This is a genomic window from Stenotrophomonas sp. TWI819 (assembly GCF_039673075.1).
GTDB lineage: Bacteria > Pseudomonadota > Gammaproteobacteria > Xanthomonadales > Xanthomonadaceae > Stenotrophomonas > Stenotrophomonas rhizophila_B.
In genome coordinates, this window is record NZ_JBDJKY010000019.1 from 21291 (window position 1) to 42573 (window position 21283).

20 protein-coding genes are annotated in these 21283 nt (G+C 67.2%); 16 read left to right on the forward strand and 4 right to left on the reverse strand.

All coding sequences use genetic code 11. The features are described 5' to 3' along the window. Positions 1-51 precede the first annotated feature (51 nt). From ABE463_RS17840 to ABE463_RS17880, 9 genes are all read left to right on the forward strand, one after another. Positions 52-1011, forward strand: a complete 960-nt coding sequence (locus ABE463_RS17840; protein ID WP_346469068.1) for an acyl-CoA desaturase — start codon at positions 52-54, stop codon at positions 1009-1011. A 1-nt stretch (position 1012) separates the two neighbouring features. Then, positions 1013-2293 (forward strand): FAD-dependent oxidoreductase, encoded by a 1281-nt coding sequence (locus ABE463_RS17845; RefSeq protein WP_346469069.1) that lies wholly within the window; start codon positions 1013-1015, stop codon positions 2291-2293. Continuing rightward, positions 2290-3057 carry a DUF1365 domain-containing protein gene (locus ABE463_RS17850; protein ID WP_346469070.1) on the forward strand — a complete coding sequence of 256 codons (768 nt, stop codon included), beginning with the start codon at positions 2290-2292 and terminating at the stop codon, positions 3055-3057. Before ABE463_RS17845 ends, ABE463_RS17850 begins: the two co-directional genes overlap by 4 nt. Continuing rightward, the gene (locus ABE463_RS17855) at positions 3054-4310 is read left to right on the forward strand and encodes a cyclopropane-fatty-acyl-phospholipid synthase family protein (RefSeq protein ID WP_346469071.1); all 1257 of its coding nucleotides are present in this window, start codon (positions 3054-3056) and stop codon (positions 4308-4310) included. The genes ABE463_RS17850 and ABE463_RS17855 overlap by 4 nt, the downstream gene beginning before the upstream one ends. A 1-nt stretch (position 4311) precedes the next feature. Then, positions 4312-4869 (forward strand): DUF2878 domain-containing protein, encoded by a 558-nt coding sequence (locus tag ABE463_RS17860; RefSeq protein ID WP_346469072.1) that lies wholly within the window; start codon positions 4312-4314, stop codon positions 4867-4869. After that, the gene (locus ABE463_RS17865; RefSeq protein ID WP_346469073.1) at positions 4866-5663 is read left to right on the forward strand and encodes a DUF1295 domain-containing protein; all 798 of its coding nucleotides are present in this window, start codon (positions 4866-4868) and stop codon (positions 5661-5663) included. The genes ABE463_RS17860 and ABE463_RS17865 overlap by 4 nt, the downstream gene beginning before the upstream one ends. After that, entirely contained in the window at positions 5660-6733 is a 1074-nt protein-coding gene (locus ABE463_RS17870; protein WP_346469074.1) for a class I SAM-dependent methyltransferase, read from the forward strand. The genes ABE463_RS17865 and ABE463_RS17870 overlap by 4 nt, the downstream gene beginning before the upstream one ends. Positions 6734-6761: 28 nt before the next feature. After that, positions 6762-7298 (forward strand): lipocalin family protein, encoded by a 537-nt coding sequence (locus tag ABE463_RS17875; protein WP_259260518.1) that lies wholly within the window; start codon positions 6762-6764, stop codon positions 7296-7298. Between the two features lie 144 nt (positions 7299-7442). Further along, entirely contained in the window at positions 7443-9338 is a 1896-nt protein-coding gene (locus ABE463_RS17880) for an RpoH suppressor (protein WP_346469075.1), read from the forward strand. A 154-nt stretch (positions 9339-9492) separates the two neighbouring features. Here the strand turns inward: ABE463_RS17880 and ABE463_RS17885 are convergent, their stop codons facing one another. Next, positions 9493-10863 carry a short-chain fatty acyl-CoA regulator family protein gene (locus ABE463_RS17885; RefSeq protein WP_346469076.1) on the reverse strand — a complete coding sequence of 457 codons (1371 nt, stop codon included), beginning with the start codon at positions 10861-10863 and terminating at the stop codon, positions 9493-9495. Between the two features lie 111 nt (positions 10864-10974). On the opposite strand from ABE463_RS17885, the gene ABE463_RS17890 reads away from it, so the two are divergent. The 5 genes from ABE463_RS17890 to mmsB are packed head-to-tail and all read left to right on the forward strand — an operon-like array spanning position 10975 to position 16525. Next, a complete protein-coding gene (locus ABE463_RS17890) occupies positions 10975-12480 on the forward strand; it encodes a CoA-acylating methylmalonate-semialdehyde dehydrogenase (protein WP_346469077.1) in 1506 nt (501 codons plus the stop codon). A 25-nt stretch (positions 12481-12505) separates the two neighbouring features. Next, a complete protein-coding gene (locus ABE463_RS17895; protein WP_346469078.1) occupies positions 12506-13672 on the forward strand; it encodes an acyl-CoA dehydrogenase family protein in 1167 nt (388 codons plus the stop codon). After that, positions 13669-14466, forward strand: a complete 798-nt coding sequence (locus tag ABE463_RS17900; protein WP_346469079.1) for an enoyl-CoA hydratase — start codon at positions 13669-13671, stop codon at positions 14464-14466. Before ABE463_RS17895 ends, ABE463_RS17900 begins: the two co-directional genes overlap by 4 nt. Further along, complete coding sequence (locus ABE463_RS17905; RefSeq protein ID WP_346469080.1) at positions 14463-15638, forward strand: enoyl-CoA hydratase/isomerase family protein; 1176 nt, start codon at positions 14463-14465, stop codon at positions 15636-15638. The genes ABE463_RS17900 and ABE463_RS17905 overlap by 4 nt, the downstream gene beginning before the upstream one ends. Further along, entirely contained in the window at positions 15635-16525 is an 891-nt protein-coding gene (gene mmsB, locus ABE463_RS17910; RefSeq protein WP_346469081.1) for a 3-hydroxyisobutyrate dehydrogenase, read from the forward strand. Before ABE463_RS17905 ends, mmsB begins: the two co-directional genes overlap by 4 nt. Before the next feature lie 192 nt (positions 16526-16717). On the opposite strand, the gene ABE463_RS17915 is transcribed toward mmsB, so the two are convergent. Together ABE463_RS17915 and ABE463_RS17920 are read right to left on the reverse strand one after the other, a co-directional pair. Then, entirely contained in the window at positions 16718-17500 is a 783-nt protein-coding gene (locus ABE463_RS17915) for a hypothetical protein (protein WP_346469082.1), read from the reverse strand. 87 nt (positions 17501-17587) lie between these two features. Beyond that, a complete protein-coding gene (locus ABE463_RS17920; protein ID WP_346469083.1) occupies positions 17588-18013 on the reverse strand; it encodes an organic hydroperoxide resistance protein in 426 nt (141 codons plus the stop codon). Positions 18014-18123: 110 nt separating this feature from the next. Here ABE463_RS17920 and ABE463_RS17925 point away from each other — a divergent pair, with 110 nt between their 5' ends. Next, positions 18124-18960: an AraC family transcriptional regulator gene (locus ABE463_RS17925; protein ID WP_346469084.1), complete on the forward strand. Its 837-nt coding sequence runs from the start codon at positions 18124-18126 to the stop codon at positions 18958-18960. Between the two features lie 21 nt (positions 18961-18981). Here ABE463_RS17925 and ABE463_RS17930 read toward each other — a convergent pair whose 3' ends face one another. Then, a complete protein-coding gene (locus tag ABE463_RS17930; RefSeq protein WP_346469085.1) occupies positions 18982-19938 on the reverse strand; it encodes a cation transporter in 957 nt (318 codons plus the stop codon). Between the two features lie 169 nt (positions 19939-20107). On the opposite strand from ABE463_RS17930, the gene dusA reads away from it, so the two are divergent. After that, positions 20108-21124, forward strand: a complete 1017-nt coding sequence (dusA, locus tag ABE463_RS17935) for a tRNA dihydrouridine(20/20a) synthase DusA (RefSeq protein ID WP_346469086.1) — start codon at positions 20108-20110, stop codon at positions 21122-21124. Positions 21125-21283: the final 159 nt, after the last annotated feature.

The window sequence follows — 21283 nt, forward strand, 5'->3', positions numbered from 1 at the left end:
AAACGTCATGCCCTGTCGTATCTCCTGTTAACGCCTCAGGAGAAGCGAGTCATGTCGGACAGCCCCACCCCGGACGCAGGACGCACCGCACAGCCACGTCGCTGGGCGACGCTGCTGCGCTGGTTCGACACCCGCACCGATGCGGCTGCCGTGACCGGCCAGCCGCAGCGTGTGGACTGGGTGCGTGCGATTCCGTTCGCGGCAATGCACCTGGCCTGTCTGGCGGTGATCTGGGTGGGCGTGTCGTGGGTAGCGGTCGGCGTGGCGGTCGCGCTGTACGCGGTGCGCATGTTTGCGATCACGGCCTTCTACCACCGCTACTTCTCCCACCGCACGTTCCAGACGTCGCGGGCCGTGCAGTTCATCTTCGCGCTGATCGGCGCCTCCAGCGTGCAGCGCGGCCCGTTGTGGTGGGCGGCGCATCATCGCAACCATCACCGCCATACCGATACCGCCGCCGATCCACATTCGCCCTCGGTGCATGGCTTCTGGTGGAGCCACATGGGCTGGTTCCTCACGGTGGAAGGCTTCCGCACCGACTGGTCGCGCATTCCCGATCTCGCCAAGTACCCCGAACTGCGCTGGCTGGATCGCTTCGACACGCTGGTGCCGATCGCGCTGGCTGCGGCACTGTTCGGCCTGGGTGCACTGCTGGAACGTATCGCGCCGTCGTGGGGCACCAGCGGTGGGCAGATGCTGGTGTGGGGCTTCTTCATTTCCACCGTGGTGCTGTTCCACGCCACGGTGACCATCAACTCGCTGGCGCACCGCTTCGGCCGCCAGCGCTTCAACACCGGTGACGACAGCCGCAACAATCTGTGGCTCGCGCTGCTGACCTTCGGCGAAGGGTGGCACAACAACCACCACTTCTTCCCGGGCACCGCACGTCAGGGCTTCTACTGGTGGGAAGTGGATGTCACCTGGTATGGCCTGCGTGCGATGGCCGCGCTCGGGCTGGTGCGTGATATCAAACCTGTGCCGGCCTGGGTGCTGGCCAAGGCGGAGCACTGACATGCGTATCGCCGTGATCGGATCGGGTATCGCCGGCCTCTCCAGTGCGTGGTGGCTGAGCCAGCAGCACGAAGTAACGCTGTTCGAGGCCAATGACTACCTCGGGGGTCACACCCATACGCATGAGGTGCAGGTCGACGGCCGCACGCAGGCGGTGGACACCGGCTTCATCGTGTTCAACCCTGCGCACTACCCGCTGCTGACCGGCCTGTTCGACGAGCTGGGGGTGGCTTCGCAGCCGACCACGATGAGCTTCTCGGTGCACAGCGAGCGCAGCGGGCTGGAATACAACGCTACCTCGCTGGACACGCTGTTCTGCCAGCGTCGCAATCTGGTGTCGCCACGCTTCTGGGGCATGCTGCGGGATCTGCGCCGGTTCTACCGCGAGGCGCCTGCGCTGTTGGAGCGCGAGGACGACGGCCCTTCGCTGGGCCAGTTCCTCGCCAAGGGCCGCTATGGCCGCACCTTCATCGACGAACACCTGCTGCCGATGGCCTCGGCGTTGTGGTCCTCGCCCACGGCCAGCCTGGCCGCCTTCCCGGCGCGCTACCTGGTGCAGTTCATGGCCAATCACCAGATGCTGCAGATGACCGGGCGCGCGCCGTGGCGGGTGGTGCAGGGCGGTTCGGCCAGGTACGTCGATGCACTGCGCAGCCGCTGGCAAGTGCGCGAGCGTTTGGAGTGTCCGGTGTTCGGCGTGGAGCGGCATGAGCATGGCGTGCGCGTACACAGCGCTGCCGGCCTGGAAGGCTTCGACCAGCTGGTGCTGGCCTGTCACAGCGACCAGGCACTGGCGTTGTTGTCCGATGCCGATCTCACCGAGCGCGCGGTGCTGGGCGCGATCCGCTACCAGCCCAATGAGGTCGTGCTGCATACCGACGCCAGCCTGCTGCCGCGTGATCGCAAGGCCTGGGCGGCCTGGAATGCGCATGTACCGCGCGACCCGCTCGCACCGTGCACGGTCAGCTACTGCATGAACCTGCTGCAGGGCATCGACACGCCGACGCCCTTGGTGGTCACGCTCAACCGCAGCGAGGCGGTCGATCCGGCCACCGTGCTGCGCCGCCTGCAGTACGCCCACCCGGTGCACGATCACGCGATGGTGCGCGCCCAGCAGCGTTGGGCCGAAATCCAGGGGCATCGCCGCACCTGGTTCGCCGGTGCGTACTGGGGCTGGGGCTTCCACGAAGATGGCATCCGCAGTGCCCGCCGCGTGGTCGATGCGCTGCAGGCGCTGGATGCGGAGTCTTACTGGCCGCTGGCCGAGGCACTGCCGGCATGACCACCAGTGCGATCTACCGTGGCTGGATGCGCCATCGGCGGCACGCGCCGCATGCGCACGCGTTCGGCTATCCGATCGCGCAGCTGCTGCTGGACCTGGACGAACTGCCGCATCTGTTTGAGCGGCGCTGGCTGTGGTCGGTGGGCCGTCGCAACGTGGTCGAGTTCCGCCGCAGCGACTATCTTGGCGCGCCGGATCAACCGCTGGCCGATGCCGTGCGCGCACGCATCACCGAGGCATTGGGTCGCGCGCCCGCCGGGCCGATCCGCCTGCTCACGCATCCGCGTTATGCCGGGCATGTCTTCAATCCGGTGAGCTTCTATTACTGCTACGCCGCCGATGGCACCACGCTGGACAGCATCGTGGCGGAGATCACCAATACGCCGTGGAAGGAGCGCCACGCCTACGTGCTGCCGGTGGCGCAGGCCGATGCCCAAGGCCGCGCGCTGTGCTGGTCCTTCGACAAGCAGTTCCACGTGTCGCCCTTCATGCAGATGGACTGCGAGTACCGCTGGCGCTTCACCGCGCCGGGCGATGACCTGCACGTGCACATGCAGGTGTGGCGAGAGGGTGTGTGCCAGTTCGATGCCGACCTGGTGATGCAGCGCCATCCGCTCACCGGTCGTGGCCTGGCCGGCGTGCTGCTGCGCTACCCGCTGATGACCCTCAAGGTCGTTGCCGCGATCCACTGGCAGGCGCTGCGCCTCTGGCTCAAGCGCAACCCCGTCCACGACCATCCTTCTCTTGCCGGAAAATCCCCATGAACGACATGACCCGTGCGGTGGCCGTGCCGCAACCGTCCGCCCTTGAAGGGTTCCTGCGCGGGCGCCTGCTGGCGCAGCTGGCACCGCTGCGCGGCGGGCATCTGCGGCTGCGCGATGCCGTGGGCGATGTGGTGATCGGCGATCCGAAGGCCACGCCACAGGTGACGGTCTGGGTGGACGATCCCGGTTTCTACCGCGCGGTGGCCGCGCAGGGCAGCGTGGGTGCGGGCGAGGCCTACATCCGCGGTGACTGGCGCTGCGATGACCTGGTCGCGCTGGTGCAGTTGCTGGTGCGCAACCGCGATCTGCTCGATGGCATGGAGCGCGGCCCGGCGCGCATCGGCGGCTGGCTGCTGAAAGGCTGGAACCGGCTGCGCCGTAACACACGCGAAGGCAGCCGCCGCAACATCGCCGCGCACTATGACCTTGGCAATCCGTTCTTCTCGCTGTTTTTGTCGCCGGACCTGATGTACTCCTCGGCGCTGTATGCCAGTCCCGAAGACACGCTGGAGGCGGCGTCCGAGCGCAAGCTGGCCCGCATCTGCGAGCAGCTGCAGCTCACCGCGGCTGATCGCGTGGTCGAGATCGGCACCGGCTGGGGCGGCTTCGCGCTGTACGCGGCGCGCCATATCGGCTGCCACGTCACCACCACCACCATCTCGGTGGAGCAGTACACGCTGGCCAAGCAGCGGGTCGAGGCGGCCGGGCTGCAGGAGAAGGTCACCCTGCTGCTCAAGGATTACCGCGATCTGGACGGGCAGTACGACAAGCTCGTTTCCATCGAGATGATCGAGGCGATCGGCGCGCAGTACCTGGACACCTACTTCGCCACCCTTACCCGCCTGCTCAAGGACGATGGCCTGGCGCTGCTGCAGGCCATCACCATCGAAGACCAGCGTTACGAGCAGGCGCGGCGCAGCGTCGACTACATCAAGCGCTTCGTGTTCCCCGGCAGCTTCATCCCCTCGATCAACGCCATCGTCGCCGCCAAGACCCGCAGCAGCGATCTGCAGCTGATCGGCCAGCACGACTTCGGCCCGTCCTACGCGCTCACGCTGCGCGCGTGGCGACAGCGCTTCCTGGCCCAGCTCCCGGCGGTGCGCGCACAGGGCTTCGATGCGGGCTTCATCCGCATGTGGGAGTTCTATCTGGCGTACTGCGAAGGTGGCTTCCTGGAGCGCTCCATCGGCGTCTCGCACCTGCTGATGGCGCGTCCGGGCTACCGGCCCGCACTGATGGCGGGGGAGGCCTGAGGTGCCACGTTTCTGGGCCAACGTGATCGGCAACCAGCTGGTCTGGCTGTGTGCCGTGATCGGGGCCGGCCATGGGCTGCGCTGGCCCGCGCTGTTGGCGGCGGCGGTTTACGTGGGCACTCAGTTGGTCTGGTCCGCGCAGCCGTCAGTGGAGATCAGATTGATGCTGGTGGCGATCGCCTGCGGGTTGGTCGTAGACGGGCTGGCCGGGGCCTCCGGTTGGGTGACGTACGCGGCCGGCAATGATCCGGCGTGGCTGGCCCCGGTCTGGATCCTCGCGCTGTGGGCCGCGTTCGCGATGACGCTCACGGTGTCATTCGCGGTGCTGCAGCGTCATCTGGTTGCGGCAGCGCTGGTTGGCCTGCTGCTGGCCCCGCTGGCGTATCTGTCCGCCGCGCGCGGCTGGTCGTCGGTGGTGTTCGCCGCACCGCAGTGGCACGGCGTGCTGCTGCTCGGCGTGGGTTGGGCGATCGCATTGCCGGTGCTTGCGGCGTGCGCCCGTCATTGGCAGACACGTGCGGTACCCCTCGCCAAACTTGCTCCAGGAGACACACGATGAAGATGCTGTGGGTGGTGTGGCTGTACGCCGCCGTGATCATGACCTGGGGATGGTGGTGGCAGCGCCGGCACCAGAACATCGGCGTGGTCGATGTGCTCTGGGCCAAGGGTGTGGGCGCCTCTGCCCTGTTGCTGGCACTGCTCGGCGATGGCGCGGCGATGCCGAGGATCGCGCTGGCGGTGCTGGGCGGTCTGTGGGGTTCACGCCTGGCGCTGCACCTGTGGCATCGCGTGCGCAGCGAGCCCGAGGATGGTCGCTACCAGCATCTGCGCAAGCATTGGAACGGCCACCAGGGAAAGATCTTCGGCTTCTTCCAGTTCCAGGCGCTGTTGATCGTGCTGTTCGCGTTGCCCTTCGTGGCGGTGTCGGTGAATCCGGAAGCACATGGCTGGGGTTGGGTGATCGCGGCCGTGGCGATGTGGCTGCTGAGCGTGGGCGGCGAATCGCTGGCGGATCGTCAGCTGGCGCGCTTCCGTGCCGATCCGGCCAACAAGGGCAAGACCTGCCGCGACGGGTTGTGGCGCTACTCGCGGCATCCCAACTATTTCTTCGAATGGCTGCACTGGTTCACCTATGTGCTGCTGGCCGTGCAGTCGCCGTTGTGGTGGCTGGCGTGGGCCGGCCCGCTGGTGATGTATGTGTTCCTGCGCTGGGTCAGCGGCATTCCCTTCACCGAGGCGCAGGCGCTGCGCTCGCGCGGTGAGGATTACCGCGAGTACCAACGCACCACGCCGATGCTGTTTCCGTGGTTCCCCTCCCGTTCGTCGTCTGCCCGCAAGGAATCTTCACCATGAATGTCGCCAGTGACCGTCTTCCGCTGCCGGACTACGCACCGGGCCTGACCGGCCTGGCCGAGCGCGGGGTGCTGCCCGATGCGCTGTTGCGGCTGGGCATCCGCCGCCAGTGCGAGCAGCGCCTGCGCGAAGAGCTTGCCGGTGGCCAGCAGGTCCAGTCACAGCGCTTTGCCGCGCGCATCGCCGGGCTGGCCAGCAGCGCGGTCGCGCTGCACGTGGATGCAGCCAATCGCCAGCACTATGAAGTCCCGGCCGAATTCTTCCACCGCTGCCTCGGCAAGCGCCTGAAGTACAGCAGCTGCTACTACGCCACCGGCACTGAAACCCTGGACGAGGCCGAAGAGGCGATGCTCGCGCTGTACGGGGAGCGCGCACAGCTGGCCGATGGGCAGCACATCCTGGAACTGGGCTGCGGTTGGGGGTCGCTGACGCTTTGGATGGCCGAGCGCTATCCGAACGCGCAGATCACCGCCGTATCCAACTCCAACAGCCAGCGCGAGTACATCCTGGCCCAGTGTCGTGCACGTGGCCTGATCAACGTCAGCGTGCTGACCCGTGATGTGAATCACCTGACGCTCGATGCCGAGACCTTCGATCGCTGCGTCTCGATCGAGATGTTCGAACACATGCGCAACTACCCGCAGCTGCTGCAGCGCATCCATTCGTGGCTGCGGCCCGAGGGCAAGCTGTTCGTGCACATCTTCGTGCACCGCACGCTGATGTACCCGTTCGAGACCGAGGGCGACGACAACTGGATGGGCCGCCACTTCTTCACCGGTGGCCTGATGCCGGCGGCCGATACCCTGTTGTTCTTCCAGCAGCACCTGCAGCTCCAGCAGCGCTGGCTGCTGGATGGCACGCATTACGAGCGCACCGCCAACCACTGGCTGGCCAATCAGGATCGCGAGAAAGAAGCCGTGATGGCGGTGCTGCGGCAGACCTACGGCGATGCCTCGGCCGCGTTGTGGCACCAGCGCTGGCGCATGTTCTGGATGGCCTGCGCAGAGTTGTTCGGCTACCAGCAGGGCCAGCAGTGGCAGGTGGCCCACTACCTGTTCAACCGTCCGTGATCACCCCACGTTCCTGGAGGAAGCCGTCATGTCCATCCGTGCTCTCGTTCCCCTGCTGGTTGTCGGCATGATGCTCGGCGGCTGCAGCGGCAACACCCGTCCGATCCCGCCCGTGGCGCATGTGGACGTGCCGCGCTTCATGGGCGACTGGTATGTAATCGCCCATATCCCCAGCCGGCCCGAACGTGAAGCGTTCGATGCGGTGGAGTCCTACGCACTGCGTCCGGACGGCCGCATCCAGACCACCTTCCGTTATCGCAAGGGCAGCTTCCAGGCACCGATCAAGACCATGCACCCGGTCGGAACGGTCAAGGAAGGCACCGGCGGCGCGATCTGGGGCATGCAGTTCATCTGGCCGATCCAGGCCGAGTACGTGATCGTGGATCTGGATCCGGACTATAAGCAGACCATCGTGGGCCGCAGCAAGCGCGACTACATGTGGCTGATGGCGCGCACCCCGACCATCTCCGATGCCGACTATCAAGCGGCCATGACCCGCATCGCCGCGCTCGGCTACGACCTCTCCCAGGTACGGCGCGTGCCGCAGTCCGGCAACGCCGAATAAGCCGTTCCGTGCCGCGCTTCTCAGGCCCTGAGAAGCGCGCAGGCGATACTGTCGCTATCGATCTCCCCGGTGCCTGCCTCGTGGCGGGCACCGCTGCGGAGGGTGCGTGGATGGGCCACGCACGGGCGGACAGAGGACGGCAACGTGGCGGACAAGTACTGCGATCTGGTCATGAAGGGCGGCATCACCAGCGGCATCGTGTATCCCAACGCGGTGCTGTCTCTGGCCCGTGAGTACCGCTTCAAGAGCATCGGCGGTACGTCGGCCGGTGCCATTGCCGCCGCCGTGGCAGCGGCGGCCGCGCTGGGCGATCGGCGCCGCCAGGCCGGTGAGCCGGTAACGGCGGCGGTGGGCTTTCCGGGGCTGGCCGACGTGTCCGCCCAGCTGTCCCGACAGGGCTTCATCCACAGCCTGTTCCAACCGGCGTATGGCGCGCGCACCGCGTACCGCCTGCTGGTGATGCTCACCGGCAAGGCCGGCCTGCTGCGCAAGATCGCCTGTCTGCTCGCCGCGGTGTTCGCGATCGCGCCGCTGGAGGTGCTGCTGTCGCTGGCCGGCCTGCTGGGCATTGGCTACTTGGCCGGTGGCATTGATGGCATCTGGGCGACGTTGCTGCCCTCGCTGCTGTGCGCGTACGGCGCCGGTGTACTGGCCTCGGCGCTGCGCGTGGCCAGGGTGGCGCGGCGTAACCTGCTCGGCCTGTGCAACGGCAGCACCCAGCCGAATGCCTCCGCGCCGGCGTTGACGGATTGGCTGCACACCCAGCTGCAGGCCTTGGCCGGCAAGCCGCATGACCAGCCATTGACCTTCGGCGATCTGCACACGGCGCCACGCTATCCGGGCGAACCAAGCGGTGCGCATGCGATCACGCTGCAGATGATCACCACCTGCGTGTCGCACAGCGAGCCGCGCACGCTCCCGTTCAACGCGGCGCACTTCTGGTTCCTGCGCGAGGAGTTCGCGCAGCTGTTCCCGGCCAGCGTGGTCGCGTGGCTGGTTGCACGGGCCGGCGCACCAGAGCGGGTCGATGGGCGCGATTACTACCGTCTGGTCGATGGCGAGGAACTGCCAGTACTGGTCGCCACGCGCATGAGCCTGAGCTTCCCGCTGCTGATCAGCGCGGTGCCGCTGCACGAGCCGGCCCGTCGCGAACGTCGCTGCGAGCCCGTGGCGGATGCCGAGCCACCGCGCGACAACACCAACGTGGCTGACAGCATGGAAGGGCTCACCAGTGGTGGCCAGAGCTGTGGTCCGGTGATCACCGCCTTCCGTGTGTGCTGGTTCTCCGATGGCGGGATCAGCAGCAACTTCCCGATCCACCTGTTCGATGCCGCGTTGCCTCGCTGGCCCACGTTCGGTATCAATCTGGTCTACGCGCAGGCCGCCGAGGCGATCAGTGCCGTGCCGGAGGGTGAGACGAACGCGCATGCGCGTGCGGAGCAGGCGGTGTTCCTGCCGACCGAGAACCGCCATGGCTGGCAGCGCACCTACCAGTCCATCGCGCGGCCGCTGGCCGCCGCGGAGATGTCCGGCTTTCTTTTCTCGATCGTCTCGACCATGCAGAACTGGCGCGATGTGCTGCAGGCGCGTGCGCCGGGCTACCGCGACCGCATCGTGCATGTCGCGCTGGAGGGCGACGAAGGCGGCATGAACCTGGACATGCCACAGGCCGTGCTCAGCCGCATCGCCGACAAGGGCAGCATCGCCGGGGAGCGCTTCTGCGATTTCTCCTTCGCCAACCACTATTGGATCCGTTGGCGCAATCTGGCCTCGGCCTACCAGCGCTACACGCTGGATGTGGCGCGCACCGATGACCCCGCACAACGCGTGGCGGCATACGAAGCGGCGTATCAAAGTGTGGCCACCGGCACGCCGGTGCCGCCGTCGTACCGCTTGAGCTCGGAAGACAGACGCCGCGAATCGCAGCAGTTGTGGCGGCACATGGTCGAGCAGGGCCAGACCTGGGAAGACCTCGGGCCGGACCTCACCGACGGCGCGCCGCGCCCGCTGCCGCAGATGAAGGTCACACCGATCTACTGATCCGGGGATGGACCGCATCCTGATCCGAAATGCGCGCCGTTGGTCGGCTTCCCATGAAACGTCACATGACCGGTAGAGCCGACCGTTGGTCGGCTGCGCTCCGCAACGGGGCCAACATTCTCGGCATCGGACGCAAGTCGACCAACGGTCGACGCTACCCGCGGCCTGGCAGCTGCGGGAACGCGCGCTGCATGCAATCCTCGCGCGGGCACACCCGGCAGCCCGGGCCGATCGACACCGAGTTGCCCGGGCTCTGGATATCCAGCCCACGCGTGTAGATCAACCGCTCGGCGTGCTGCAGATCGCAGCCCAGCGCCACCGCGAACGTTTTGCGCGGCTGGCCATGCCCGATCGGGCCGCTGCTGACCTGCCGCGCCAGCCAGAAGTGGCGGCGTCCGTCAGGCATGCGCGCGGTCTGGGTCAGTACGCGCCCCGGTTGGTTGAAGGCCTCGTACACGATCCACAACGGGCACGAGCCACCCACCTGTGAGAAGTGGAAGTCGGTAGCCGAATGCCGTTTGGAGACATTCCCGGCGCGGTCCACGCGGATGAAGAAGAACGGCAGGCCGGGCGCGCTGCGCCGGGCCAGCGTGCTCAAGCGATGGCAGACCGCCTCGAAGCCCACGCCGAAGCGATGGGCGAGCGCATCGATGTCGTACGCGCTGTGCTCGGCGGCACGCAGGAACTGCGCATACGGCATCACCAGCGCACCGGCGAAGTAGTTGGACATGCCGATCCGGGCCTGCGCGATCTGCTCTGCTTCGCCGAACCCGGCGCGTGCGATCACCGCATCGATCTGCACCGCGTAGCCGAGCAGGGCCAGCTCGGCCGCCATCTGGAACGCCTGCTGGCCCGGCTCCAGGTAGTCGGGCAGCCACAAGGTGCGGCTGCCGCCGTCGTAGACGCGCTTCTCGCGCCCGGCCTGCAGCGGCCCCACTTCCACCAGCACGCCGTGGCGGTCGGCCAGCAGCTGGCGCAGTCGCGGCGCCACATGCCCGGCCACCAGCCCCCATTCGCCGAACAACTGCTCGGCCAAGTCATCCAGCTCGGGGATGTGGTTGTGCATGCGGTTGAAGAAATCGCGGACCTGGTCGCCCGCGGGCAGCGCCTGCCCGGCATGCACATCGCCCAGCTGGAACTCCAGCGCGGCGGCATGCTCGCGCAGCATCAGGTGGCGGCGGTGCAGGTCGAGCAGGGCACGGCTGATCTGCGGCAGGTTGCCCGCCATCGCGCGCAGTTCGGTGCTGCTGACATCGGCCAAGCCCAGGTCGCGCAGGGTCTCGCCCAGCGATTCCTGCAGCGCGCCGGGGTCATCGACCTCGAACAGTTCGCTGACGTCGCCCAGTACGTCGCGCAGCTTGCCCTGCACCGCCGGGGTCAGCGGCCGCTTGTTGCGCTCGATCTGGTTCAGGTAGCTGGCTGACAGCCCCAGCGCCTTGGCCAGGGCCAGCTGGCTGTAGCCGCGCTGCTCGCGCAGCTTGAGCAGACGCAGGCCGATCTGGCGTTGGACGGGCTGGCTATTCACAGAATTCACAAGAATCGTAGCGGGCATTGGCCAGATTAAGCGCATACAGGCCGGAAATCGAGGGTGGCACTGTGAATAATGCCAACAACTTTCGACCCGCCGGGATTGTCCATGACTGTTGCAGCGCCCCGTACCCGCATGTTGATCGATGGCCAGTTCATCGAATCGGCCAGCTCGCATTGGCAGAACGTGGTCAATCCGGCCACCCAGGACGTCCTGGCCCAGGTTCCGTTTGCCACCCCCAGCGAAGTCGACGCCGCCGTCGCCTCGGCCAAGGAAGCGTTCAAGACCTGGCGCAAGACCCCGATCGGCACCCGCGCGCGCATCTTCCTGAAGTACCAGCAGCTGATCCGCGAGAACATGAGCGAGCTGGCCCACATCCTCAGCGCCGAGCAGGGCAAGACCGTGCCGGATGCCGAGGGCGATGTGTTCCGCGGCCTGGAAGTGGTCGAGCACGCTGCCGCGATCGGCAACCTGCAGCTCGGCGAGCTGGCCAACAACGTGGCCAACGGCGTGGACACCTACACCCTGCTGCAGCCGCTCGGCGTCTGCGCGGGCATCACTCCGTTCAACTTCCCGGCCATGATTCCGCTGTGGATGTTCCCGATGGCCATCGCCACCGGCAACACCTTCATCCTCAAGCCGTCCGAGCAGGACCCGATGGTCACCATGCGCCTGGTCGAACTGGCGCTGGAAGCGGGTATCCCCAAGGGCGTGCTGAACGTCGTGCACGGCGGCGAAGACGTGGTCAACGCGATCTGCGACCACCCGGATATCAAGGCGGTGTCCTTCGTCGGTTCCACCCGCGTCGGCACCCACGTGTACAACCGCGCCTCGCTGGCCGGCAAGCGCGTGCAGTGCATGATGGGCGCCAAGAACCACGCGGTGGTGCTGCCGGACGCCAACAAGGAACAGAGCCTCAACGCGATGGTCGGTGCCGCCTTCGGTGCGGCCGGCCAGCGCTGCATGGCCGCCTCCACCCTGGTGCTGGTCGGCGAAGCACGCGAGTGGGTGCCGGACCTGGTGGCCAAGGCCAAGACGCTGAAGGTCAGCGGCGGCAGTGTCGCCGGTACCGACGTCGGCCCGGTGATCTCCTGCGCCGCGCGTGAGCGTGTCGAAGGCCTGATCGCCTCGGGCGTGGAGCAGGGCGCCAAGCTGGTGCTCGATGGTCGCAACCCGCAGGTCGATGGCTTCGAGAAGGGCAACTTCGTTGGCCCGACCATCTTCGCCGGCGTCAAGCCGGGCATGCGCGTGTACGACGAGGAAATCTTCGGGCCGGTGCTGGTGATCCTCGAAGCGGACACGCTCGAAGACGCCATCGCACTGATCAACGCCAACCCGAACGGCAACGGTACCGCGCTGTTCACCCAGTCGGGTGCGGCCGCCCGCAAGTTCCAGGAAGACATCGACGTCGGCCAGGTCGGCATCAACGTGCCGATCCCGGTGCCGGTGCCGCTGTTCTCGTTCACCGGTTCGCGCGCCTCCAAGCTCGGCGACCTGGGCCCGTATGGCAAGCAGGTGGTGATGTTCTACACCCAGACCAAGACGATCACCTCACGCTGGTTCGATGACGAGACGCTGGGTCACGGCGTCAACACCACCATCAGCCTGAAGTAAGCAACAGCAACAACGGAGTTCGACCATGAGCCACTCGATGACGACGGAACTCGACGAAGCGCAGCAGGCCTATAGAGAGGCAGCGCGTGACTTCGCCCAGGCCGAACTGGCGCCGCACGCCGCGCGATGGGATGCGGAGGGCATCTTTCCGCGCGAGGCGATCGCCAAGGCAGGGGAACTCGGGTTCTGTGGGTTGTACATGGACCCCGAGGTCGGTGGCAGCGGCTTGAGCCGTCTGGACGCCGCCGTCGTCATCGAGGAGCTCGCCAATGTGGATCCGTCCACGGCGGCCTATGTCAGCATCCACAACATGGCGTCGTGGATGGTGGCCAAGTGGGGCCAGCAGAGCCTGCGTGCCGCGTGGGGTGCAGACCTCTCTTCCGGCACCAAGCTGGCCTCGTACTGCCTGACCGAGCCGGGTGCCGGCTCGGACGCGGCCTCGCTGAAGACCAGCGCGGTACGTGACGGCGACGATTACGTACTCAACGGCTCCAAGGCCTTCATCTCCGGCGCCGGTGCCACCGAACTGCTGGTGGTGATGGCGCGTACGGGTGGCCCGGGCGCCGGCGGCATCAGTGCGATCGCGGTGCCGGCCGACCTGCCGGGCATCAGCTATGGCCGCAAGGAAGAGAAGATGGGCTGGAACAGCCAGCCCACCCGCGGGATCACGTTCGAGAACGTGCGCGTGCCGGTCAGCCATCTGCTCGGCGAGGAAGGCAGTGGTTTCAAGCTGGCCATGAAGGGCCTGGACGGCGGCCGCATCAACATCGCCGCCTGTTCGCTGGGCGCTGCCCAGGGCGCACTGGATGCCGCCCGCCGCTACATGGGCGAGCGCCGCCAGTTCGGCAAGGCGCTGTCGGAATTCCAGGCGCTGCAGTTCAATCTGGCCGACATGGCCACCCAGCTGGTCGCCGCCCGGCAGATGGTGCACACCGCCGCGCGCAAGCTCGACGCGGGTGCCAGCGATGCCAACGTGTGGTGCGCGATGGCCAAGCGCTTCGCCACCGATGCCGGTTTCAACATCTGCAACGACGCGCTGCAGATCCACGGCGGCTACGGCTATATCCGTGAATACCCGATTGAACGGCTGCTGCGTGATTCGCGCGTGCACCAGATCCTGGAAGGCACCAACGAGATCATGCGTGTGATCGTGGCCCGCCACCTGCTCAACACTGAAGAGGAACTGCGATGATGGAGTGGCGCCAGCATGATCATGTCGGCCTGAAGGTCGAGGCCGATGGCCACGTCGCGGTCATCACCCTCAACAACCCGCCGGCGCATACCTGGACCGTGCACAGCCTGACCGCGCTGCGCGATCTGGTCGGCGCGCTCAATGCAGACCGCGATATCTACGCGCTGGTGATCACCGGCGATGGCGAGAAGTTCTTCTCTGCCGGTGCCGACCTGAAGCAGTTCGCCTCCGGCGACAAGGCCGCCGCACGCGAAGCTGCACGTCGCTTCGGCGAGGCGTTCGAAGCCCTGTCCGGCTTCCGTGGTGTCTCCATCGCGGCGATCAACGGCTACGCGATGGGCGGCGGCCTGGAATGCGCACTGGCCTGCGACCTGCGCATCATCGAAGAACACGCCCAGGTGGCGCTGCCGGAGGCCACCGTCGGCCTGCTGCCGTGCGCCGGTGGCACCCAGAACCTGCCGCGCCTGGTCGGCGAAGGCTGGGCAAAGCGCATGATCCTGTTGGGCGAGCGCATCGATGCGGATACCGCACTGCGTATCGGCTTGGTCGAAGAGAAGGTCGCCAAGGGCGAAGCCAAGGCGCTGGCCTTGGCATGGGCGCACAAGGCGGGCAAGCAGAGCCCGACCAGCATCGCTGCGTGCAAGACGCTGGTGCAGGCAACCCGCACCGGTACCCACGCCTCGGCGCTGGTGGCCGAGCGCGAGGCCTTCGTCGATCTGTTCGACAGCGCCGACCAGGCCGAGGGCGTGAACGCCTTCCTGGAAAAGCGCGCTGCGCAATGGAAGAACGCATGAGCACGGTCGTCGCCAACGACGAGGCGCCGGTGCTGTTCGAAGAGCGCGCTGCCGGCAACGGCACGCGCATCGGCATCGCCACGCTCAACGCAGCGCGTACCCTCAACGGGTTCTCGCTGCCGATGGCGCACCTGCTGCGCGAGCGGCTGGAGGCCTGGGCCGTTGATGACGGCATCGCGCTGGTCGTGCTGCAGGGCGCGGGCGAAAAAGCCTTCTGCGCCGGCGGCGACCTGCACAGCCTGTACCGCAGCATGGTCGACTACCGCGAGAGCGGAAAGACCGACATCCGCGACAACAGCTATGCCGCCGAGTTCTTCGACGTGGAGTACCGCGTCGACTACGCGATCCACACCTATCCCAAGCCGATCCTGTGCTGGGGCCATGGCATCGTCATGGGCGGTGGCATCGGCCTGATGTCCGGCGCCAGCCACCGCGTGGTCAGCGAGCGCTCCAAGCTGGCGTTCCCGGAAATCACCGTCGGCCTGTTCCCGGACGTGGGCGGCAGCTGGCTGCTGCCGCGCGTGCCCGGCCACGGTGGCCTGTTCCTGGCCCTGACCGGTGCACCGCTCAACGCAGGTGATGCGATCTACGCCGGCCTGGCGGATATCCACATCGCCGAAGCCCAGCGCGAGACCGTGTTCAACGCGCTGGCGGACGTGCACTGGAGCCGCGAGGCCAAGCGCAACCACGAACAACTGACCGCGCTGCTGCAGCAGCATGCCAGCGATGCGGCCACCGGCCCGTTGCTGCGCAATGCCGCCACCGTGGATGCGCTGTGCGCCGGTGACGACGTCGGCGCGATCGTCGAGGCGATCCTTGCCCTGGAGACCGAGGACGCCTGGTTGAAGACTGCGAAAGCCACGCTCGCCGCCGGTGCGCCCGGCTCGGCGCGGCTCGCGTTCGAGCTGCAGGACCTGGCCGACGGCGCCTCGCTGGCCGAGGTCTACCGCATCGAGTACATCGCAGCACTGCATGCGGCCGCCCATGGCGATTTCGCCGAAGGCATCCGCGCGCTGCTGATCGACAAGGACCGCACCCCGAAGTGGCAGCCGCGCACGCTGGCGGACGCCACGGCCGAGTGGGCCCGCACCTTCTTCGTTTCGCCGTGGTCCGATGCCGCGCATCCGCTGGCCGACCTCGGCGCCACCGTCCCTGAAAGGAGCCACGCATGAGCCGTATTGCATTCATCGGGTTGGGCAACATGGGTGGCCCGATGGCCGCCAACCTGGCCAAAGCCGGTCACGCCGTGCGCGTGTTCGATCTGGTGCCGGCTGCCGTGCAGGCCGCCGTCGATGCCGGCGCCACCGCCGCCAGCTCCGCGCTGGATACCCTGACCGACGCCGAGATCGTCATCTCGATGCTGCCCGCCAGCCGCCACGTGGAAGGGGTCTACCTCGGTGGTGATGGCCTGCTGGCCGATATCCCGGGTGGCGCGCTGATCATCGATTGCAGCACCATCGCCCCGGCCACCGCCCGCAAGGTCGCCGAAGCGGCCGCGGCGCGTGGCCTGCAGATGCTGGATGCCCCGGTGTCCGGCGGTACCGCAGGTGCACAGGCCGGCACGCTGACCTTCATTGTCGGTGGCGAAGCCGAGGCACTGGAGCGGGCGCGCCCGCTGCTGCAGACCATGGGCAAGAACATCTTCCATGTCGGCGCCAGCGGTGCCGGCCAGGTGGCCAAGCTGTGCAACAACATGGCGCTGGGCGTGATCATGGCGGTGACCGGTGAGTCGATCGCGCTGGGCGTCGCACACGGGCTGGACCCGAAGGTGCTCTCGCAGATGATGGCGGTCAGCACCGGCCGCAGCTGGGCCACCGAAGTGTGCAACCCGTGGCCCGGCGTGCTGGAAAACGCCCCGGCCTCGCGTGGCTACAGCGGCGGCTTCGGCAGCGACCTGATGCTCAAGGACATGGGCCTGGCGGTGGAAGCAGCGATGAGTGTCGGAGCCTCGATACCGCTGGGCGAGCTGGCCCGCAACCTGTATTCGATGAATCACCAGGCCGGTCGCGGCAAGCTGGATTTCTCCAGCGTGGTGCAGCTGATCACGCACGACAAGTAGCGGGTAGTGCCGGCCGCTGGCCGGCAACTTCACTATCGAAACCGGTGACATCCGGCTTCACTGGTAGGCAACGACCGTTGGTCGTTGCGCGCCACACCAGACGCATCCCGTGGGCTTACCACGGGATCCACAGCGGTGGGATGGGCGGTTGCCAGGCTATAGAGCCAGGCAGCCGCCCATTTTTTCATCGCGTCACTCGGCCGTCGCCGGCGCGCCCGGCAAGTCCCGGCAGCGTGCCTGCATATGCTCGCCACCGGGTGTGCCGGCACGGATCTCCCCGTCCTGCAACCACCCGTAGATTTCGCGCCGCACGCGATACGCCGCATCCGCTGACTCGACCACGTCTGCATTGTCGCTGGCGAGCGGGGCACCCGGCAGTGCAGCCTCCGGGATCCTGCCCAGGACCGCCAGTTGCGTGCACAGACCGGCGTAATAGGCAGTGCGCTCGTCAACTGCACCGCGATCACCGGCGGCGAAGCCCAGGGCATGGAAGGTTTCATGAGCGACCAGGTCCACGAGATTGGCCTCGGTCCGCGCGCGCGCTTCGTAAACCCGCATGGCCAAGGTCAGATGCGGCACGCGGAAGCGCAGCGATCGGGTGCGCAGGTTCAGGCGCGTCCCGTGGGGCACGAGCAGTGCCGTATAGGCCGCGCGTCGCTCGGGATACCACTGCTGCGCGTGGCGTGCAGCGGCATCGATCAGGGCGCAGGCATCGGTAGCCGGCAGGGTCGCCGGCGGATAGGCCGCAATCCGGATGCGGGTTGCCGCGTCAGGGCAGGCGTAGGTCTCTGGCAGCCCGGGTGCAGCCGTGCCGGGCAGATACAGATCGGTCACCACGTGCACGAACCCGGCGCCGCGGAAGAGAGACAGCGCGTTCATCCCGTTCGAGGCGATCGCCTCGGGTGGCGCGATGGGAGCGGTAGCGCAGCCCCCCAGAAAACCGCTGAGCAACAGCGCGGCCAGAATCCTGTGCATGTCCGTTTGCCAGTGAGGATCGTCTGGCCAGTCTACCGGTGGCGACGGAGCTGTCTGCCCGTCGCCACGGCAGGTCATGCGGGGGGATCAGACCACCGTCAGCGTCACGTCGATGTTGCCGCGGGTGGCGTTCGAGTACGGGCACACGATGTGCGCCTTCTGCACCAGGTCTTCGACCTGCTCGCGCGGCAGGCCCGGGACCGAGATTTCCAGCGCCACTTCGATGCCGAAGCCGGTCGGGATCTGGCCGATGCCGACCTTGCCGGTGATCTGCGTTTCAGCCGGCAGAGCGACCTTGGCCTGGCCGGCCACATACTTCAGCGCGCCCAGGAAGCAGGCCGAGTAGCCGGCGGCGAACAGCTGCTCCGGGTTGGTGCCCGGGCCGCCCGCACCGCCCAGCTCGCGCGGGGTGGAGAGCTGGATGTCCAGCACGTTGTCGGAAGAGACGGCGCGGCCGTCGCGGCCGCCGTTGGCAGTGGCCTGGGCGGTATACAGAACGTTGGCAATGGACATGGGAATCTCCTGCGGAGTGAAAGGGGTGGGCCAGATGGCAGGTGTACTTTGCGCGTCTGCTCTGTACTTGTGGCAACATTTCGTCCAGAAAACTTGATCTGGAGTCCGCCATGGTCGACCGACTGCAATCCCTGCTGGACCGTTTCGCGGTGTCTGCCGAGGTCTTCCACGCTGGCGCGCTGTGCGGCATCAACGATCTGCCGGCAGACGGTGAGCGCGGCCAGCTGCATCTGATCCGCGACGGCGATGTACGCGTCGAGCACCCGGACGGCAGCACGCTGCAGATCACCACCCCCAGCGTACTGCTCTACCCGCGCCCGCTCGCGCACCGCTTCGTCACCGATGCCACGCGGGGCGCGGATTTCGCCTGCGCCAACCTGCAGTTCGAAGGCGGCGCCAACAACCCGGTCGCCGCTGCCCTGCCGCCGATCGTCTGCCTGCCGCTGGAAGGCTTGTACGGCGGCCAGCCGGTGCTGTCGCTGCTGTTCGAAGAAGCCTTCGCGCAGCGCTGCGGCCGCCAGGCGCTGCTGGATCGCCTGTTTGAAGTCGTGCTCATCCAGATCCTGCGCGCGCTGATGGAGAGTGGCCAGATCCGCGTCGGCCTGCTCGCCGGCATGGCGCATCCGCGCCTGCGTCACGCGCTGGTGGCCATGCATGAAGCGCCCGCCGATGAGTGGACGCTGGAGTCGCTCGCGCAGCGCGCCGGCATGTCACGCAGCGCCTTCGCCGACAGCTTCCGCGACACCATCGGCAGCACGCCCGGGCACTACCTGCAGGGCTGGCGCACCCGCCTGGTGCAGCAGGCGCTACGCCGTGGCCATCCACTCAAGCGCATCGCCGTCGATGTGGGTTACGGTAGCGAAGCCGCGTTGTCGCGCGCGTTCAAGGCACAGACCGGGCAATCGCCGCGGCAGTGGAAACAGGGCAGCGTGGCGACCGAGCGATAACGCGATGCGCGTCGCCAGCGCTCAGATCGCCCACTCCCGATCCGTCGTGAACATGATCGTCAGCCACCGGTCCGGCGACTCCTCACCCAGCGCTTCGCCGATCTCATCGCGCAGGCGATCCCATTCGATCAGCGCCCGCGGTGGATCATCGGCGCGTACCACGAAGAACAGTTCGATCTGCTCACCGCGCCCGACCTTGGCCACGTAACTGCGGTATTCCAGGAAACGATGCCTGGCCACGATATCGCGCGCGACTTCGTCCACATGCGTCTGCAGATCCAGCGGCGTGATCAGCAAAATGTCCGACAACGCCTGGCGCACCGTGCCCATCGGCGCGACGACCACGAACAGGCAGACCACCAGCAGGATCGCCGGATCGATGTAGGGCACCAGCCACGCCCACTGCGTGCCGCCCAGTACATAGCCGCCGAGGAAGGCGACCAGATAGGCGGCTGACATGCTCGCCGCGACCACCCAGTTCTTTGCATCAAGTGCGATGAAGTCCGAGCCGATCGTGCGGTTCGCGCGGCGCACGAACAGTGCCAGGCCGGTTTCGGCCACGATCGAGATCACCGCGAACAGGATCGCCGGCCCCAACGCGATCTCGCGCCCGCCGGACATCAGTGCGTCCACCGCATTGACCGCCGCGTACAGCGCCGCGCCGATCATCAACGTGCCGCTGACCCCGAGCACGATTGGCTCCAGGTGCCAGAAGCCCATGGTGAAGCGCTGGTTCAAGCGCGACTGCAGGGTATCCACATGGGTCGACAGGCTGATCAGGCGCACCACCAGCAGCGAAAGCCAGGTCATGACCACGTCGATCAGCCCGTAGATGCCGTCGAAGATGATCAGCGAGGAGTTGGCCAGCAGGCCGAAGGCCACCGCGGCGGCGGCCATCGCCAAGGAGGCGGCGATCGACAGGCGCAGGACGCCTTGTTCGGTGGTGGGGTCGAAGCTGGGAAGGCGAAGTGCGGGCATGGCTGCCTGGGAGGGACGTGCAGGGCTGCATTGTCTACTGCCATGGTTGCAGGCGTGTACTCCCTATGCGGTCCTGGGATCGTCGGGCTCCACGGGCAGCGTTCATGGGAAGGAGGTAAACTATTGATTGCGCTGGTATTGCCAGTGAATCCAGATAGCCCCGCGCCGCATGACCCAGTCCGCCACCGCCGCCGCCGCGCGTTACGCCGCCTCCCTGCGCCTGTCCGTCGCCCCGATGATGGACTGGACGGACCGCCATTGCCGGTATTTCCACCGGTTGCTGGCGCCGGGCGCACGGCTGTACACCGAGATGGTGCACGCCAACGCGGTGATCCACGGCGACCGTGAGCGCCTGCTGGGCTTCGACGGCAGCGAGCACCCGCTGGCCCTGCAGCTCGGTGGCAGCGATCCGGCCCTGCTGGCCCAGGCCGCCCGCATCGCGCAGGAATGGGGCTACGACGAGGTCAACCTCAACTGCGGCTGCCCGTCCGACCGCGTGCAGGCCGGGCGCTTCGGTGCCTGCCTGATGCGCGAGCCGGCGCTGGTTGCCGAGTGCGTGGGCGCGATGGTCGCCGCGGTGGACATCCCCGTCACGGTCAAGTGCCGCTTGGGCGTGGATGACGACAACGACTACGAAACATTCGTTAACTTCGTCGATCAATCGGCCAACGCCGGCAGCGCGATGTTCGTGGTACATGCCCGCAACGCGTGGCTGAAGGGCCTCTCGCCGAAGGAAAACCGCGAAGTGCCGCCGCTGCGTTACGACTGGGCGCACCGTCTCAAGGCCGACCGCCCGCAGCTGCAGATCGTCCTCAACGGTGGCCTGGCCACGGTCGAGGCCGCGCAGGCCCAGTTGCCGGCGCTGGACGGGGTGATGCTGGGCCGTGCCGCCTACCACGACCCCTACGTGCTGCATCAGCTGGAGGCGGCCCAGACCGGTGCCCCGCTGCAGTCGCGCGAGGCGCTGCTGCGCGCCATGCAGCCTTACATCGAGGCCCAGCTGGCCCGAGGGCTGGCGCTCAAGCACATCACCCGCCACCTGCTGGGCCTGTTCCATGGCCAGCCGGGCGGCCGTGCCTTCCGCCAGATCCTGAGCGAAGGCTCGCACCGTGTCGGCGCCGACTGGAGCCTGATCGAGCAGGCGCTGGCGGTGACCCGCGCCCAGGCCGAACGCGTCGCCGCGTGAGCCGCGTCACCCTGTCGAGTTGACAAGGGCCCCGCTTTGGCCGCCAATGTTCACTTAGATGAACGGCGCGGGGAGGCAACCGGAAAAGTTCAGACCGGATTCACTGGCTAAAACCAAGAATTCGCTAAAGATTCGTAAAGCGCCGGCCCAGGCTGGCGG